This is a genomic window from Pontimicrobium sp. MEBiC01747 (genome assembly GCF_053601635.1).
Map to the genome: position 1 here is coordinate 36552 of NZ_JBSHNS010000215.1, position 17762 is coordinate 54313.

At 31.0% G+C, this 17762-nt stretch carries 20 protein-coding genes; 12 read left to right on the forward strand and 8 right to left on the reverse strand.

Annotated features, from left to right (window positions below):
- Positions 1-48: 48 nt before the first annotated feature.
- Both ACVC2P_RS06930 and ACVC2P_RS06935 read right to left on the reverse strand, forming a co-directional pair.
- The gene (locus ACVC2P_RS06930) at positions 49-570 is read right to left on the reverse strand and encodes a phage tail protein (protein ID WP_452597749.1); all 522 of its coding nucleotides are present in this window, start codon (positions 568-570) and stop codon (positions 49-51) included.
- 42 nt (positions 571-612) lie between these two features.
- Positions 613-1134, reverse strand: coding sequence for a phage tail protein (locus ACVC2P_RS06935; protein WP_452597750.1), 522 nt, complete (start codon positions 1132-1134; stop codon positions 613-615).
- A gap of 307 nt (positions 1135-1441) precedes the next feature.
- Here ACVC2P_RS06935 and ACVC2P_RS06940 point away from each other — a divergent pair, with 307 nt between their 5' ends.
- The 3 genes from ACVC2P_RS06940 (at position 1442) to ACVC2P_RS06950 (ending at position 4130) form a co-directional block, all read left to right on the forward strand.
- On the forward strand, positions 1442-1876 hold the full coding sequence (locus tag ACVC2P_RS06940) for a hypothetical protein (protein WP_452597751.1): 435 nt from the start codon (positions 1442-1444) through the stop codon (positions 1874-1876).
- A gap of 772 nt (positions 1877-2648) precedes the next feature.
- Complete coding sequence (locus tag ACVC2P_RS06945) at positions 2649-3395, forward strand: sensor histidine kinase (RefSeq protein WP_452597752.1); 747 nt, start codon at positions 2649-2651, stop codon at positions 3393-3395.
- A gap of 54 nt (positions 3396-3449) precedes the next feature.
- Positions 3450-4130 carry a response regulator gene (locus tag ACVC2P_RS06950; RefSeq protein WP_452597753.1) on the forward strand — a complete coding sequence of 227 codons (681 nt, stop codon included), beginning with the start codon at positions 3450-3452 and terminating at the stop codon, positions 4128-4130.
- A 66-nt stretch (positions 4131-4196) separates the two neighbouring features.
- On the opposite strand, the gene ACVC2P_RS06955 is transcribed toward ACVC2P_RS06950, so the two are convergent.
- The 6 genes from ACVC2P_RS06955 to leuS form a co-directional block, all read right to left on the reverse strand.
- Positions 4197-4982 carry a hypothetical protein gene (locus ACVC2P_RS06955; RefSeq protein WP_452597754.1) on the reverse strand — a complete coding sequence of 262 codons (786 nt, stop codon included), beginning with the start codon at positions 4980-4982 and terminating at the stop codon, positions 4197-4199.
- 51 nt (positions 4983-5033) lie between these two features.
- Positions 5034-5750, reverse strand: coding sequence for a Bax inhibitor-1/YccA family protein (locus ACVC2P_RS06960; RefSeq protein ID WP_452597755.1), 717 nt, complete (start codon positions 5748-5750; stop codon positions 5034-5036).
- 100 nt (positions 5751-5850) lie between these two features.
- Complete coding sequence (locus tag ACVC2P_RS06965; RefSeq protein ID WP_452597797.1) at positions 5851-6549, reverse strand: zinc metallopeptidase; 699 nt, start codon at positions 6547-6549, stop codon at positions 5851-5853.
- Positions 6550-6727: 178 nt separating this feature from the next.
- Positions 6728-7915 carry a T9SS type A sorting domain-containing protein gene (locus ACVC2P_RS06970; RefSeq protein ID WP_452597756.1) on the reverse strand — a complete coding sequence of 396 codons (1188 nt, stop codon included), beginning with the start codon at positions 7913-7915 and terminating at the stop codon, positions 6728-6730.
- A gap of 294 nt (positions 7916-8209) precedes the next feature.
- Positions 8210-8734 (reverse strand): hypothetical protein, encoded by a 525-nt coding sequence (locus tag ACVC2P_RS06975; RefSeq protein ID WP_452597757.1) that lies wholly within the window; start codon positions 8732-8734, stop codon positions 8210-8212.
- A 455-nt stretch (positions 8735-9189) separates the two neighbouring features.
- Positions 9190-12006 carry a leucine--tRNA ligase gene (gene leuS, locus ACVC2P_RS06980; RefSeq protein ID WP_452597758.1) on the reverse strand — a complete coding sequence of 939 codons (2817 nt, stop codon included), beginning with the start codon at positions 12004-12006 and terminating at the stop codon, positions 9190-9192.
- A gap of 132 nt (positions 12007-12138) precedes the next feature.
- Here leuS and ACVC2P_RS06985 point away from each other — a divergent pair, with 132 nt between their 5' ends.
- The 9 genes from ACVC2P_RS06985 (at position 12139) to ACVC2P_RS07025 (ending at position 17698) form a co-directional block, all read left to right on the forward strand.
- Positions 12139-13017, forward strand: a complete 879-nt coding sequence (locus tag ACVC2P_RS06985; RefSeq protein WP_452597759.1) for a cell division protein FtsX — start codon at positions 12139-12141, stop codon at positions 13015-13017.
- 174 nt (positions 13018-13191) lie between these two features.
- Positions 13192-13332: a hypothetical protein gene (locus ACVC2P_RS06990; protein ID WP_452597760.1), complete on the forward strand. Its 141-nt coding sequence runs from the start codon at positions 13192-13194 to the stop codon at positions 13330-13332.
- Between the two features lie 156 nt (positions 13333-13488).
- Positions 13489-13761 carry a DUF3098 domain-containing protein gene (locus ACVC2P_RS06995; protein WP_452597761.1) on the forward strand — a complete coding sequence of 91 codons (273 nt, stop codon included), beginning with the start codon at positions 13489-13491 and terminating at the stop codon, positions 13759-13761.
- Positions 13762-13808: 47 nt separating this feature from the next.
- The gene (locus ACVC2P_RS07000) at positions 13809-14603 is read left to right on the forward strand and encodes an undecaprenyl-diphosphate phosphatase (RefSeq protein ID WP_452597762.1); all 795 of its coding nucleotides are present in this window, start codon (positions 13809-13811) and stop codon (positions 14601-14603) included.
- 6 nt (positions 14604-14609) lie between these two features.
- Positions 14610-15308, forward strand: coding sequence for a tRNA pseudouridine(55) synthase TruB (gene truB / locus ACVC2P_RS07005; RefSeq protein ID WP_452597763.1), 699 nt, complete (start codon positions 14610-14612; stop codon positions 15306-15308).
- A gap of 57 nt (positions 15309-15365) precedes the next feature.
- On the forward strand, positions 15366-15665 hold the full coding sequence (locus tag ACVC2P_RS07010; protein WP_452597764.1) for a hypothetical protein: 300 nt from the start codon (positions 15366-15368) through the stop codon (positions 15663-15665).
- Positions 15666-15681: 16 nt separating this feature from the next.
- A complete protein-coding gene (locus ACVC2P_RS07015; protein ID WP_452597765.1) occupies positions 15682-16296 on the forward strand; it encodes a hypothetical protein in 615 nt (204 codons plus the stop codon).
- Between the two features lie 64 nt (positions 16297-16360).
- Positions 16361-16906: a hypothetical protein gene (locus ACVC2P_RS07020; protein WP_452597766.1), complete on the forward strand. Its 546-nt coding sequence runs from the start codon at positions 16361-16363 to the stop codon at positions 16904-16906.
- 69 nt (positions 16907-16975) lie between these two features.
- Complete coding sequence (locus ACVC2P_RS07025; protein WP_452597767.1) at positions 16976-17698, forward strand: energy transducer TonB family protein; 723 nt, start codon at positions 16976-16978, stop codon at positions 17696-17698.
- The last annotated feature ends 64 nt before the right edge of the window (positions 17699-17762 follow it).

Genomic DNA, 17762 nt, shown 5'->3' on the forward strand with positions numbered 1-17762 from the left:
TAATTAAATTAATTAGCACCTTTTTAAGTCTTGTTATTTTCTATTTTTTTAGTTTCTAGAAGGGTATGTTCCTTGCAATGCTATAATGTAGTTAACCACCTCAAAAGGGTTTCTTATATAAAAAGATTGATTACCTCCATTATTTCCAACAGCTACAGAGCCACTAGCTAAAGGCTGATCTGCAGCTCCTTCAACAAAAATCTCTGAAGCTCCAATAGAAACACCTGCACTTGGTGTATCATCATCTGCCGCAGCTTTCGATACGCTCATCGCTGCTACGTGATTATGAGACGGCATCTCTAATATATTTAATGTATGGTATTCTGCACCTCCTCTTTGTCCTAGCTTCATAGGACTAAGTCCAGGTCCAGTTCCTGCATGTATTGGACTTCTACCTCTTAAATCTGGTAATGCGAAAGTTGTTCTACCATCTCCTCCATAAGTAGTTCCTAATATTGAAAATAAAGCTGAATTGCTGCTAATAGCTAACAATTGTCCGTTGCATAATGCCCAACCTCTTGGTGCAAAATTACCACCGAACATAATGATTTCTCCTATAAATGGATCCATAAGTAATTGTTTTTAAGTTAAAATTAAAAAGATTAATAATAGTTAGTTCCTAGAAGGGAAAACTCCTTGTAATGCTATAATATAATTAACAACTTCAAAAGGGTTTCTTATATTAAAGGGTTGTTGACCACCTGCATTACCTACTGCTACAGACCCATTAGCTAAAGGCTGATTTGCACCTCCCGCAACAAAAATCTCTGAAGCTCCAATAGAAACACCAGTACTTGGTGTATCATCATCTGCTGCTGCTTTCGATACGCTCATTGCCGCTAAATGGTTGTGACTTGGTAGTTCAGTGATGTTTAATGTTTTCGTTTCTGTTCCTCCTCTTTGCCCTAGTTTCATAGTACTAAGACCTGGACCATGTCCTGCATGTATTGGACTTCTACCTCTTAAATCTGGTAATGCAAAAGTTGTTCTACCATCTCCTCCATAAGTTGTTCCTAGTATTGAAAATAATGCAGAGTATTGCGAGATTGGCAATAATTGTCCGTCGCATAATGCCCAGCCTCTCGGTGCAAAATTACCACCAAACATAATGATTTCTCCTAAAAATGGATCCATAAGTAATTGTTTTTAAGTTAGAATTAATAAGATTAATAATAGTTAAATTAACTATTATTATTAGAAAACACCAACGATTTATATATTAAATTTTAATTAATTAAATAATTTAAGACAAATAATCATTGATTGTAAACTATTTGGCTAAGCTAAATAGAACTCAAAAAAAAAAGTAACGCAATACCACGGTTTATTAAAATCAGGTAAAAACCCCTGTTTTATTATTTAAATTTTTTATGTAAGGAAATATAAATTAGCTTTAGGCAATTATTAACCTTTTTATTAATTAACAACTAACAACAAAATTATGAGTACAAAAACTAGACCTATTGAAGATGCTGTAAATTGGGCATACAACTGGCAGTCTGCGAATCCCAATAAATGCAAAGGATTTTTAATGCCTGCAGGAGATCTTATTGGTGCTTTAACAGAAATGGGAGTTATAGACAAATCTGGAAAAGTAGTTACAAGTAAAGTAGACAGTGCTGGCGTAAGAGCATATATGGCCATTAATGACAAAGACACTTCTAAAGCAAATGGTTATGGCGAAAAACTATTAATAGTGGGGACCTATGTAGATTGTAACAATATTCATAGAGACATAATTGAAGACGAAAAACCAAGTGGTTGTAAAATGTTAGCTCCTGAACCAACTGGAAGTGGTGTTTATGATTTTACAGATCCATGTCCTAATACATGCGACCCAAATAGCCCTTTATACGACCCTAAACCAAGGCCGTAATTATTATTTATAAATGATGGAGATAAAAGATTATCAATTATTTTTTTCTAATCTTAGTAAACTAATTTTAGTTGTTAATACCATTTTATTTTTTAAAAGTTTTTTAAAAGAAAATAAAACTTTTAAAATATTTAATTTGTATTTATTTATTTCCTTAGTAATACAAGTTAAAAGCTATTTATTATGGCAAGACAAAATAGATAATCTTTATCTCTCTCATTATTACTTTATTTTACAATTTATACTTTTAAGTTTATTCTACATTACTTTATTTAATAATAAAAAACATAAAAATGCCGTTAAAATTGTCAGTATACTTGTTTTACTTATTTTAACAATACAATATTCCTTAAACCCTTCTTTATATTATAAATTTAATTTACTAGAGATTGTACTTACCTCTTTAAGTATTGTTTCTTTCAGCGTTGTTCATTTCTACAACTCTTTAACAGAAAAAATGGAGTTTGTATATGTTAATTCTGGTATTTTCATTTATTTAATTAGTAGTACTTTAATATTTTGCTCTGGTAATTTTCTCAACGTGTCATACGATAGTTTAAATAAGCTATTATGGTTATTTAATTCTATCCTCTATGCTGTATACCAAATACTAATTTTTATAGAATGGTATAAAACCTATAGAAAAAATTAATAATTTTTTAGTATTATCTTTATACTCTCCTTAACAACATAAAAGCCCTCTTTTTTGGAAGAAAACTCATTCATAACGATAATTAGCATAGTAGGCATAAGTGTTAGCTTATTAATTATAATGGCAGTTACGCTTATTGCTTTTTTCCACCATACCAAGAAAAAAATTGTAGAAAAGGAACAGGAAAAAGCCACATTAAAAATAGATCATCAACGAAAAATATTACAAACATCTATAGCCATACAAGAGCAAGAACGCAATCGTATTGCCCAAGATTTACATGATGCCATTAGCGCGAAACTTAATGTAGTTAGTTTAACTACTCATGTTCTTTTAATAGATAAAACAATTAACGAGAAACAAAAAACAGCTTTAGAGCAAATTTTAGATATTACAACCAATACATTAGAAAGTGCTCGTAAAATAGCGCATGATTTAATGCCTCCTATATTAGATAAATTTGGCCTTAAGGCTGCTTTAGAAGAATTGTTTGAAGAGTTTACTGCTAATACTAGTATAGATATAGAACACAATATAGAAGAACTCTCCAAACTAAACAAAACCAACCAATTGCACTTATTTAGAATTATTCAAGAACTTATTAATAATTCTATTAGGCATGGACAAGCTAATGAACTTGTTATTTATATGGAGCAAGCGCCTACAGGTTTTATGGTGCATTATCAAGATAATGGTATCGGTTTCAATGTTAAAGACATAAAGAAAAAACCAGGCATAGGTATACAAAACATAAAAAGTAGAGTTAAAATTTTAAATGGAAAATTAACTCTAGAAAGCACAAAAAATAGCGGGAGTAAGTTTATAATACATTGTAAATACCCCGAAACATCCATAATTAAAAATTAAATCCCTAAACAATTATTATTTGGATATATTATATAACCCTTATAATACATTATAATGATGAATAATATAAAATTAGCATTAGCAGACGACGAATTATTGTTTAGACAAGGTGTAAAAGCAATATTAGGTAGTGAAGACACAATAGAAATCCTTTTCGATGCAGAAGATGGGGAACATTTAATTAATCAATTAAGAAACACCCAAGTATTACCAGATATAGTAATTACAGATCTTAAAATGCCTAGCTTAAATGGAGTTGAAGTCACTAAATTAATTAGAAAAGAATTTCCAGATGTTAAAGTTATAGCCTTAACAAGCTATTTTAGCAAACCTTTTATTCTAAACATGATATCTATTGGTGCTGTAGCATATTTAGCTAAAAATAGCACTCCTGCACTTATGATTAAAACTATAAAAGAAGTTGCTAATAAAGGCTTTTATTATGATGAGCAAGTGATGCAATACATTCATGAAAGTATAGTAAATCCTAGCGAGAAAAAAGTTAAGTCTAATTTTGACACGAATTATTTTACTAAACGAGAAATTGAAGTTCTAGACCTTATTTGTAAACAATATACAACTAACGATATTGCAGACAGTTTATATATAAGTCCAAGAACAGTAGAAGGCCACCGTAACAATCTATTATTAAAAACAGAATCTAAAAATGTTGCAGGATTAGTTATATATGCTTTAAAAAACAAAATGGTGTCTTTAGATAGTACTAAACTTTAAAACAAAAGCAATCAATAAAAAAAGCCTTCATTAAATGAAGGCTTTTTTATAATGTATTTAATATTATTAATTTATTCTAATATCATCACAGTTACTCGGACAAGGGCTAGTGAAATCTAATGCGAAATTAACCGCATTAGTATCGAAAATTACATTTTTACCATTCTTTCCAAAAAATACTGTTGTCATTTTACCTTCATCATTTAATCCAAACACTAATTCTACAGCAGTAACATCATCTCTATTTACTAAAAAATCCATAGCATCTTTATCTAGAGTATAATATTTTATTCTATTACCATCGTAAGAAACTTTATCATCTAGAGTACTTATGTCATTTAAAGTATCTCTCCAATCATTTAAATATCTAAGCGCATCTTTTATTTGTAAAACATGACCTCTTACATCTTCTCTTGCTATTGTAGAAACATCATATGGTGTATTTTGTTGTGTATCTACTTCTTCTGCATTTATTGCTCCCATATTTGGGGTTCCTATTTTAAATACAGAACTTATTACCTCATTCTCTTCTGTTACGCCTAAGCAAATAACTTGTAATTTATTATTACTTACACCTAATGCAAATCTGTAAGCTTCTAAATTTCTTACTTCTAAACTATTTACAAAAAACGATTTACTAAACGTAAATGACTGTGCCTCTTGTATAAAATCTGTAAATACTACAGGTAAGTCTGCCGTTTGCCAAAAATCTAAACTATGAAGCGCTTGTTTTATAGGATTTTGCCCAGGTAGAACTTGTTGTGTTACTTCTTGAGAGCTATCATTGGTTTCATCAGTAGAGCAAGAAAGCACTAGAGCTACTAACAAAATCAAAAAAGTAATTTTTTTCATAATTTATATATTCAATTTGTAATTGACTAATTCATTTAATATTAAAAGCACTTAATCTCTAGACATAAAAATCTGTAATACATACCAAAACAATAGCATTAAAGATGCAAATAAGCCTAACGCTGCAGGTATATAATCGTCTTCTGTATAGGTATTAACTAAATTAGAAGTTTGATATAGAATAGCACCTCCTGCAAGTAAACACATTGCTACAGAAAACCACAAGCCTAAATCGAAGCCAAAAATAATTCCAGCTACTATTAAGCCTAAAGCAATAAAGAAACCTATTGTTAATCCTGCTTTTATAAATGAAAAGTCCTTTTTAGTTATAAATACTACCGCAGATAACCCTGTAAATAATGCCAAAGTAACTATTGCTGCTTGTTGCAATAATTCTGAGCCAGTTTCCATATAAAACATGGCTTTATAAATCATAGGCACAAAAATAAATGCTTGTGCAAAAATGTATAACCCATAAGCTAAATATTGCTTTGTTTTATCTGGGGTTTTTAATGTCATTTTTTCGGCATAGTTTGTTACAAACATAAATCCGCCTAACATTATTAACCATTTATACCCTTGTGTTAAGGATAATGCAAATTCTACAATAGCATCACTTTGTAAAAGCAAATATTCAAATGCGATAAAGACTAAAACTCCTAAAGCAACATGTGCATACGTTTTTTTATAAAAAGCTACTTTATCTTCTTGCGATAAAGCAGAAACTAGTAATTGATCTTGTGTAGGAGCTTCAAATGGCTGGTCCATTGTTATATTAATATATAATTCAGCCCACAATTTAAGAAAAAGAAACCAAACTATTAATAAATTATTAATAATTCATTCTTTTTAATATTAACTTATTTTTTTAATCTCTTCTAGCAAATACTTGTAATGCCCAGTAAATTAAAGATGCTATAGCTCCTATTGCAGCAACTAGGTAAGTTCTTGCAGCCCATTTAAGAGCATCTTTTGAACCTGCATACTCTTCTTGTGTTACTATATGTTTATTTTTTAACCATGCTAAAGCTCTATTACTAGCATCGTATTCTACAGGCAAGGTTATAACACTAAATAAGGTTGCAAAACCCATTAATATTAAACCGGCTAACGCTACCCAATAGCCTATACCTCCTATCATATTTGTAGTCATAAGCGCTATTCCTCCAATAACTAACCATTGAGACATTCCTGAGGTTAAACTTACCATTGGTACAAGCTTAGATCGCATAGTTAGCCATTGATATGCTTGTGCATGTTGTACTGCATGTCCGCACTCGTGTGCAGCAACTGCTGCCGCTGCCGCATTACGCTGGTTATAAACGGCTTCGCTTAGATTTACTGTTTTATTTACTGGGTTGTAATGATCTGTTAATTGCCCAGAAGTAGAAATAACCTCTACATCTCTTATACCATGATCTGCTAACATTTTCTTTGCTATTTCTGCACCACTCATTCCGTTACGTAGATGTACTCTAGAATATTTTGCAAATTTTCGTTTTAGTTGTCCGCTTACTAAACTGCTTACTAGAGCTATTGCTCCAATAAGTAGATAATATCCCATCATTCCGTTCATAATATTTATTTTTTTAATTCTTATTTTAAAGATAACAAAAAGTAAGCCATTTAAATAATTATGTAACTCTGTCAGTTTTTCTATTTAGAACCGCATAAAAAAGGCCGAAAGTATATACTTTCGACCTTAACTAGGTAATAACCCTGCCTTAATTATGGCTAAAATTACCTTATTTTTTAATTATTTTTTTAGTTTCTATTCTGTCTCCTATTTGAATTTTACAGAAATAAACACCTGTTTTCCACTCACTAGTATTTACTTCAAAATTATTAGTATCAACAGTTCCTTTATACACTTCTACTCCTTTACTATTCATTACAGAAACTGAAGATCCTTTTTCTAATTCTGAATCGTTTACAGAAATTTTAAAGTAATTTTCTGTAGGGTTAGGATACAGTTTTAATCTAACAGGGTTTGCAACTTCTTCATCTATTACTTCTATCTCCACTGGAGTTACATCTTTCACTTCTTCTATAGTATCTTCTCCAGATTCTTTACAAGCTACTACTCTAAAAAATTGTACTGGTGCAGACTCCCATACTGGTCCTATAGAAAATCCTACAACATATAATTTACCTGGTATAAAAGAGTATCCGTTTGAAGCTACTAATCCATTTAAACTAGTGTAAGTTGGTGCTTCTCCAGAGCCTACCCAACCACTGTAATAATCTTGAACAAAAGACCATGATGCTAAATCGAATTCTGCAACTCTAACATGGTATCCTTCTTCAAACTTACTACAGCTTCCATTTATAGCTACCGAATATTGACAAATTGTATTTACTGGCTGAGGCCCATATTTAGAATTTTCATTTTGCGTAGAGTTAACATTATACATAGTAAAACATGGTGTTGGATCTCCTAACACTTTAGCTGTTCTAATAGGTGTATATACTGTTTTATTTGGAAGTCCTGCAGCTGTAGGATTAAGAGTTACTTTTACTCTGTATTGAAACGTTGTTCCTTCTAATTGTGTAGTTCTAGCTGTACCTGAATATGTTGCTGATGGTGTTGTCCCCCATCCTGTATTAGGAAATTGATTTAAGTTAGGTACCATACTTGACCATGAAGATATTGGAACATTAGTATCATGATTTAATTGACGCCTTTCTGTTGCTAATGTATAGGTTCCAGGTTGAAATGTATGAACAAACGCAGTTACTCTCATTTCTAATTCGTAATACCCAGGATAGGTTGTACTGTTTGGGTAGGTTGTAATACTTGTATTAGATGAGTTTAAATCTAAGTCTAAAGTTGTACTCATAACAATATTACTTTTAACTTTTTGTGCACCTGCATTTTGGTACGAAACAAAAAACAACACTGCAAAGAGGGTTTTTAAGATAGTTTTTTTCATTTTTATTAATTAATTATAATTGTCCCTACTCTATTAAATTGGTTTTTCGGGTTACACCTTTTAATTGTCTATATAATTAAGTATGTAATGCTTTAATTCATTACCCAAAAAAAAATTAAAAAAACAATAAAAGAGGCGTAAGTTTAGCTCAAGCTAATAAATACGGGATATGCAAGACTTTTAAATTTGAATAAATTATTCAAATTCATTAAAATATAGTGCGTAAATGTGCTTATACACTGTTTTTTTGGTAATGTAGTTTTACCAAATTATAAGTAAAAGGTTACAATAGCTTTATTGTTTTACTAAATGGGCTTTTTGTATGCCACCTATAGGGTACGATGTCACATTTATAGGGTCTTCTCCCTCTGCTGTAGATTCTGTTTTTTGCTTGGTATCTGTAAAGGTTATTTCAAAATCCATAGCATTTTTATAAAAACGTTCGGTAGTGGTTATTAAATTATTTTGTACTTCGAACATAGAATATAATGTATTCCCTATTTGTTTTGCGTCTAGAAGTATGCCATTATTTTCGTCTACAATATAGTCGCCTTTAGCTGCATTTTTTGTTATTAGGTTGTATTTTCGTTCTTGCCTGTTACCTTCCATGATATATACAATAGTGTATTTGTATTTACCTACAGAATCGGTTGGCTGTAAATGAAATTCCATTCCTATGGTTTGTGTTCCTCTACTATTTATAATGTTTAAGTTTCCTTTATATATACCAAAATAGTCTTGTGGAAATTGTATACTGTCGTTTTGTGCTTCTGAAGAAAAACTAAGACATAATAACAGTAATATGGATAGGTATTTCATAGTTTAAGTTTTTATAAAGTTCATTAATTCATGTGGACTTTACGATTGAAAATAAATGAAATTTGTATCGAAAATAAACATTTGTAGTCAAAACCAATAGGTTTTGATACAATTCTGATAGTTATTGAAAGTAGTCTTAACTTATCTCTGGCACTTAAAATACCTCTAGTAAAACATTTTTTATTGAAGTGTTCTCGATACAAAATTTCTGAAAAAGAAATTTCACTTGAACTGACGTTTTCATTACTTCATACTTATTTTTATAAAAAACATCCGAAAACAATGTATTAAATCATTGTTTTCGGATGCTGCTATAGTATAATGTAAAATATATTCTGTATTTAAGATATACCTATCTAAAACGTGTATTAGTTGTATCCACTTATATATTATGCTTGTTTCTGCCTTTCTATAGTTTCTATTGGCTGTGAGATTCCTGCCTGCGCAGGAATTCGTTACCCTACTATGTTTACAATTTTTCCTGGCACTACTATTACTTTTTTAGGTGTACGCCCGTTTAATTGCGCTATGGTTTTTTCGTGAGCCATTACCGTTTTTTCTATATCTTCTTTACTCATATCCATTGGTAATTCTAGCGTAAAACGCATTTTACCGTTAAATGATATTGGGTAATTTTTGCTACTTTCTACTAAATAACTAGCATCAAATATAGGGAATGCTGCTGTAGAGATAGAATTGCTATTGCCTAGCATATTGTATAATTCTTCTGCTATATGTGGTGCATAAGGTGATATTAATACTAATAACGGCTCTAAAACGTCTTTACTTGTACAGTTTTGTTTAGTAAGCTCATTTACTGCAATCATAAAGGTAGAAACCGATGTATTAAACGAGAAATTCTCGATATCTTCTTCTACTTTCTTTATGGTTTTGTGTAATGTTTTTAGGTTGTCTTTTGTTGGTTCTGCATCGTTTACTTTTAATCCGTTTTCGCCAACATATAATTTCCATAATTTTTTAAGGAACCCATGTACTCCTGTTATTCCTGCTGTATTCCATGGTTTTGCCTGCTCTAATGGGCCTAAAAACATTTCGTAAAGCCTTAAACTGTCTGCTCCGTATTGCTCGCAAATGTTATCTGGGTTTACAACATTAAACCATCTCTTAGACATTTTTTCAACTTCTCTTCCAACGATATATTGTTCTCCTTCTAATACAAATTCTGCATCTTTAAATTGAGGTTGCCATTGTTTTAATGCTTCAAGATCTATTTCGTCTGATGCATTAACTATGTTTACATCTACTCTTATCTCTTCAACATCATAATCTTTAATTAAGCCTTTAGAAACATATTTATTAGTTCCAGATATTCTGTAAACTATTGCACTAGTCCCCAAAATCATCCCTTGGTTAATTAGTTTTTTAAAAGGCTCTTCAACAGAAACAAAGCCTCTATCTTTTAATAGTTTTACCCAAAAACGCGAATATAACAGGTGTCCTGTAGCGTGCTCGCTTCCACCAATATATAAATCTACGTTTTCCCAATAGTTAAGTGCGTCTTCACTTGCAAAGGTTTCGTTTCGCATAGTGTCTTCCATATAACGGAAAAAATACCAAGAACTTCCTGCCCAACCTGGCATAGTGTTTAGTTCCAGAGGAAAAATAGTTTCGTCGTCTACTAACTCATTACTCACTACTTTATTCTCAATACTATTCCACGCCCAAACATCGGCACGTCCTAATGGTGGCTCTCCTGTTTCGGTTGGTAAATATTTTTCTACTTCTGGTAATTGTATTGGCAAATGTTTTGCGTCTATCATTTGCGGCATACCATTTACATAGTACACAGGAAATGGTTCTCCCCAATAGCGTTGTCTAGAAAATACAGCATCACGTAATCTGTAATTGGTTTTTCCTTCGCCTTGTCCTAGTTGCTCTAACTCGTAAATAGCTCGTTTGGTTGCTTTTTTGTAGTTCATTCCGTTAAGGAAATCGCTATTAGCAATCTTTACATTGTCTTTAGAGGCATAGGCTTCTTCAGAAATATCTACGCCTTCAAAAATATTAGGGATGTCTATATTAAAATGTTTTGCAAAATCGTAATCGCGCTGGTCTCCACATGGTACAGCCATTACTGCTCCTGTTCCGTAACTTGCTAGTACGTAATCTCCAATCCATATTTGTATGGGTTCTTTTGTAAATGGGTGCTCTGCATAAGCACCAGTAAATACTCCAGAAATGGTTTTTACATCGGCCATACGGTCACGCTCGCTTCGTTTTGCTGTTTTTTCTATATAAGCGTCAACATCGGCTTTTTGTGCTGCTGTTGTTATTTTAGACACTAAATCGTGTTCTGGTGCTAAGGTCATGAAACTCACACCAAAAATAGTATCGGGTCTTGTGGTAAAGACTTCTATGGTTTCGTTATGGTCTTTTACATTAAATGTAACCGATGCTCCTACAGATTTCCCTATCCAATTTCGTTGGCTTTCTTTTAAAGAATCGGTCCAATCTATAGTCTCTAGACCTTGTAATAAACGTTCGGCATACGCAGATATACGCATACTCCATTGTGTCATTTTTTTACGTATTACAGGGTGTCCTCCTCTTTCTGATACGCCATTTACTATTTCGTCGTTTGCTAAAACGGTTCCTAATGCTGGGCACCAGTTAACTTCGGTTTCTGCTAAATAGGTTAATCTGTATTGTAGTAGTATTTTTTGTTGGTCTACAGACGACATGGCATTCCAATCTTCGGCTGTAAATGTTGCCACATTATCATCGCAAACCGCGTTGATTCTAGTGTTTCCTTCGGCTACAAATACCGTAATTAATTCTGTAATTGGTCTAGCCTTATCGGAATCTTTACAGTAATACGATTCGAATAACTGAATAAATATCCATTGTGTCCACTTATAATATTCTGGATTAGAGGTACGTACTTCTCTGCTCCAATCGAAAGAAAACCCTATTTTATCTAATTGTCTTCTGTAAGTAGCAACATTAGTTTCTGTAGTTACTGCTGGGTGTTGCCCCGTTTGTATAGCATACTGTTCTGCTGGCAACCCAAAGCTATCGTAACCCTGTGGGTGCAATACATTAAAGCCTTTATGGCGTTTGTAACGTGCATAGATATCACTAGCTATATAACCTAACGGATGCCCTACGTGTAGTCCTGCTCCACTTGGGTAAGGAAACATATCTAATACGTAATATTTTGGTTTATCGCTATTATTGGAAGCTTTAAAGGTTTGATTTGTTGCCCAATAGTTTTGCCATTTGGCTTCTATGTCGTTAAAGTTATATTTCATTTTCTAAATTGCTGCTAACTTGTTTTAAAGCGGCAAATTTAAACTTATTATAACATTATTAAAAGTTTAAGGCTTGTAAAAGGCTTGTATTTAATTTCTTTATTATTTTTACAGCTTAAATTATAGTTCTTTATGAGTTCATCTTTTGACAAATACCAAAAACGCCGTTTAATTTCTTCCTATTTTTCTGTTGTTTTAAGTATCGCATTGGTACTTTTCTTATTAGGATTACTAGGTCTTTTGGTATTAAATGCTAAAAAGGTGGCAGACCACTTTAAAGAACAAGTTACTGTAACTATTTACTTAAAGGACTCTGCTAAGGATATTGAGATTAAACAACTAGAAAAAAGCTTAGCCATGGCCGATTATGTAAAGTCTACCGATTTTGTATCTAAAGCACAGGCTGCTGAGGCTATGAAAACTGAAAGTGGTGAAGATTTCATGGACTTTTTAGGTTTTAACCCCTTAAAGAATTCTATTGATGTTAACTTAAAAGCCGACTTTGTTACGTCTGAAAAACTAGAAACGATTTCTAAAGAAGCCTTATCTAAAAACTTTGTAGAAGAGGTTAACTACGATAATGACCTCGTTAATTTAATGAATAATAATGTAAAGAAAATTAGTTTCTGGATTCTTGTTATTAGCGGACTCTTTACATTAATTGCTGTATTGCTTATAAACAGTTCTATACGTTTGGCTGTGTACTCTAAACGTTTTACTATTAAAACCATGCAAATGGTAGGTGCTACTAAACGCTTTATTCGTCGTCCATTTATATGGCGAAGTGTGCGTTTAGGTATTATTGGAGCTATTTTAGCTTTAATTGGCATGGGTGTTGTATTGCATTTTATAAATAAAACATTTCCAGAATTAGAGCTTCTTAATAAACCTGTGCTTATTGTTGCATTATTTGCGTTTGTGTTTGTTTTAGGCATTTTTATTACTTGGATTTCTACCTTTTTCGCTACACAGCGTTTTTTAAACTTAAATACAGATAAACTGTATTATTAAACTCTTTTTTTAAATTCTTAAACAACTGTTAAAGCTTAGTATTTAACAGCATTTAACGTTTTACTTAACAATAATTAGGAAGAATACGAGTTATCTTTACTTAACCAATAACCACATTTTAATCTGGCCATACCAATACTTTAAATTATTTGTAAATCTTAAAAAACTATGATTATGAAGCGAATAACTTTTGTATTAGCAGGTATAATAATGATAACAGCTTTTATATTATCTCAAAAAAACTTAGATGATAATACTACTAACTTTGTTAAAGTAGACACTAATAAATATAAATTAAAAGGTATTTATAGATAGGTGAAAATAAATTTAGACAATCTTAACGCTACAGTTTTAAATAAAACCCTTACTTTGCACTTACCAAAATTTATAATAGAAACATCTAAAAAATTATTGCACAGTAGTAATTAATAACGATGTTATTTTTACAGAATTTGATTAGCGTACATACCCATGGGACAAAAAAAACTTAAAGAACAGCAGCAAAACAACAGTGAGTTTATCTTTGGAAAAAGAAACTATAAATTTATGTTTATAGGTTTAGCTTGTATAGCTTTAGGTTTTATTTTAATGTCTGGTGGCGGTAGCGATGACCCCAATGTTTTTAATGAAGACATTTTTAGTTTTAGACGTATTCGTCTAGCACCTACTTTAGTTTTAATAGGTTTTGGATTTCAAATTTATGCCATATTAACTGGTAAAGGGAAATCTGAATCTAAAAAATAAACCCTACAACACCTTACTAGATACTTCTATTTTAATACTTTTGCGCCATGGATATTATTGACGCAATTATTTTAGGTATTATACAGGGACTTACCGAGTTTTTACCTGTTTCTTCTAGTGGCCATTTAGAATTAGGTAAAGCCATACTTGGTGATAATTCTGTACCACAAGAAAGCTTATTATTTACTGTTGTTTTACATTTTGCAACAGCATTAAGTACCATTGTTATTTTTAGAAAAGATATTATAACTATTATAAAAGGACTTTTTTCTGGCACATGGAATGAGGACACCAAATTTGTATTAAAAATTATAGTTTCTATGATTCCTGCTGTTTTAGTAGGTTTGTTTCTTGAAGAGCAATTAGAGCAATTATTTGGTGGTAATATTTTACTGGTAGGCGCCATGCTTATAATAACAGCAATCCTTTTATTTTTGGCCGATAAAGCAAAAAACACGAATAAAGATGTTTCTTTTAAAAATGCTTTTATAATTGGTATCTCGCAAGCTATTGCTATGTTACCAGGAATTTCACGCTCTGGTGCTACAATATCTACTTCTGTATTACTTGGAAACGATAAAACAAAAGCTGCTCGTTTTTCATTTTTAATGGTTGTTCCATTAATATTTGGTAAAATGGCTAAAGATATTTTAGGAGGCGAGTTATCTTTCGAGAGTCAAAACATTACAGCATTATCTGTTGGTTTTATTGCTGCATTTGTTGCTGGGCTTTTTGCTTGTACTTGGATGATTGCTTTAGTTAAAAAAAGTAAATTATCTTATTTTGCTATTTACTGTGCTATAGTTGGGCTTATTGCTATTGTATTTTCTTTATTAAACTAATGTAATATGACACCAAAAACAGGAGAAGATTATAAAGCAGGCCAGGTATTATTAATAGACAAACCTCTTAATTGGACTTCTTTTCAAGCTGTAAATAAATTGCGATGGGAAATACGCCAAGCTTTTAATATAAAAAAAATAAAAGTAGGCCATGCTGGAACTTTAGATCCTTTAGCTACAGGCTTATTAGTAATTTGCACGGGTAAAATGACCAAACAAATAGAATCGTTTCAGGGGCAAATAAAAGAGTATACTGGGACTATTACTTTAGGAAGCACGACACCATCTTACGATTTAGAGTCTGAAATAAATGAAACCTTCCCTACCAATCATATTACCGAAGACTTAATACACAAAACAACTAAACAGTTTATTGGAGAAATCAACCAATTTCCACCTGTATTTTCTGCATTAAAGAAAGATGGTAAACGTCTTTATGAATATGCAAGAGCTGGTGAAGCTGTAGAAGTTAAATCTAGAAAAATTACTATTGAAGCTTTCGAAATCACCAATATTAACGGTAATGGTATTGATTTTAGAGTGGTTTGCAGTAAAGGGACTTATATACGCTCTTTAGCTAACGACTTTGGTAAAGCGCTACAATCTGGAGGGCACTTGTCTGCTTTACGCCGTACAAAAATTGGAGATTTCAATGTGGATAATGCGCTTTCTATTGAAGGGTTTATAAAAAAACTAAACGTTTAAGGATATAACTCCATTTAAAAAATTTAGCTTTATGACTAAGCTTTAAACAAACTTCCTATGGGAAAAGTTATATGCGAAAAACACGGTGAAAACTCTATCGCATTTATATCTAAATATCATGCAGACAATGTATTTAATAACAAAAAATGCATTCCTTCAGAAATTGTAAATATTTATGTGGTTGACAAACAAGGTATTTTTAACGGTAATTATATTATTGACTCTATTTTAATGAAAGAAATTGGAATAAGGGATTTTAAAATTAATTTTCAAACTGAATTTGAAAAATACGAGAAAATGTTTAATACATTAACCCCTGTATGTTCAGAATGTTATAAGAATTATAAAATCGCTTAAAATTCCGCATGAACTTATGAAAAACTTCATTTATATAGTAACACTCTTCTCTTTAATCTCCTGTACAAAAAATTCTAAAGAAACACTTCTTCCTGTTAGAAATGAAATTATTAAGTCTGATATTAAAAAAAAGAAACCTATTAAAACCATAAGTAATGATATAAAGGAAAAAACTTGTGATGAGTTTTCGCAAACAATGATTAGCATAATCGATACTATAAAACTAGACAACTATAAAACTGAAGAATTCAAAGAGAAACTAGATACTCTATTTTTTAAAAGTTACAAAACAGATCTTGAAATAGTTGACAAAATCATTTCTTTTCCAAAAACTCAACTTAAAACAATATTATTTAGTAGAAAAAGTAAGTTAAAAGGAATGAAGGGTAATTGGTATCCTAGTTTTTCAATAACAGAGATTTGCTGTAAAGATGAATTAAGTGCTTCAAATTATCAAAAACAAATTTCTAAAATCATCAATAGCAATGATAGTTTTAATGAAAAAGACTATGATTATATTTTACAGAATAAAACTAAACTTATTTATGTAAATTGTAATGCAAGAATATTTAAACCTTTTGCATTTAGTTATAAAAAACAGATTAAAGAAATCATTGAAAACAACAACTAAAATTCGGTATTTATTATTAACGGAATAATTATTGATAATAGTGCATTAACTAAACTAAAATACAATGCGCTATTTATTTTCTATTTTACTTTTTAGTATTTCATTATCGGTATTTACACAAGATTTAAAACCAGAAATAACAGAAGGTGTTTTCTTCAAACTTTCTATTGCAGGCACTTTAACTACCAACGAAGACATTGATTTATCTGATGAGTATAATGATAATATTTTTGAATTTAATGCACTCTTTTTTAATACTGGCATTGGTTATCAATTTGATTCCAGAACCTCAATTGGGTTAAATTTTGAATATGCAAATCATAGAAGAGAAGGGCTTTTATTTTTCCCTGCCTACTTAAGTTTTAGGTATAATATTATTAAAAATGATGATAATGTTTTTTTAAGGGGTGGCTACGGTAAGTTATTAAATATAGATCGGTCTTTCGAATCGGGTAACTTATATAAATTAGGTGCTGGTTATCAAATTTTTGATGGGGATTACAGAAATTCTTTTTTAATTGGTATAGATTTCACAAGAAAACGCTTTGGTTTTAGGCAGTTAGATGCTATTTCTAGCGTTTCAGTTTTTTTAGAGTTTCAGTTTTTCTAATCTTTTTACTTGCTTTCATCGTATATAATAGTACTAACGCACTATCTAATTATTATCTTTATATCGTATTTGAAATTTAACAATTCACATAAAGCCTTTGTTATAACGCTTCTACTTACAGGAACGTTACTATTAAGTATCTTTAATTTAAGCGTTTACGAATTAAATTCTGAAGTTGCAGAATTAACTATTCCTATTGAAATTATTGAAGAAGAACTAAAAGAAGAAAATAAACCTACTTTAAACGATAATTCTAAACAAACAAATAAAGGGTTTAACGAGACTAAAAAATATAAGCACTTTGCTCAAGCTTATAAACCTATTGCTCCACCAAAAGATTACGATTATTCTAAATTTAATGCTAGAAACGATAAACCTACAGAAACCAAAACTGCAGAAAAAAACACAGCTAATTCTAATATAAAACGCGAAGAGTTAACTGCGTTTAATAGCGTTAATAGTCTTTTAAATAAACAATCTAATACAAAGACTTCTGTAACAGCAAAAGCTTCAGCTAATTTAAACAGTACTGTTACCTATTCTCTAAAAGGAAGAACAGACGAGTATTTACCTCCTCCTGTATATTTATGCCAAGCTAATGGAAAAATTATAGTAAACATTACTGTAAACAATAACGGAAAAGTTATTGAAGCTTATGTAAATAATGCTTCTACCTCTACTAATGCCTGTTTAAGAGAACGTGCAATAGAATATGCAAAGAAAGCTAGATTTGATGCTGCTTCCAAAGCTTCACAAATTGGCTCGATAACTTTTAATTTTAAAGGAAAATAATATCGTTCCCTTCTTTCTAACTGCCATAAAAGTAAAAAGCGTAGCCAAAAACTATTTCTAGTAT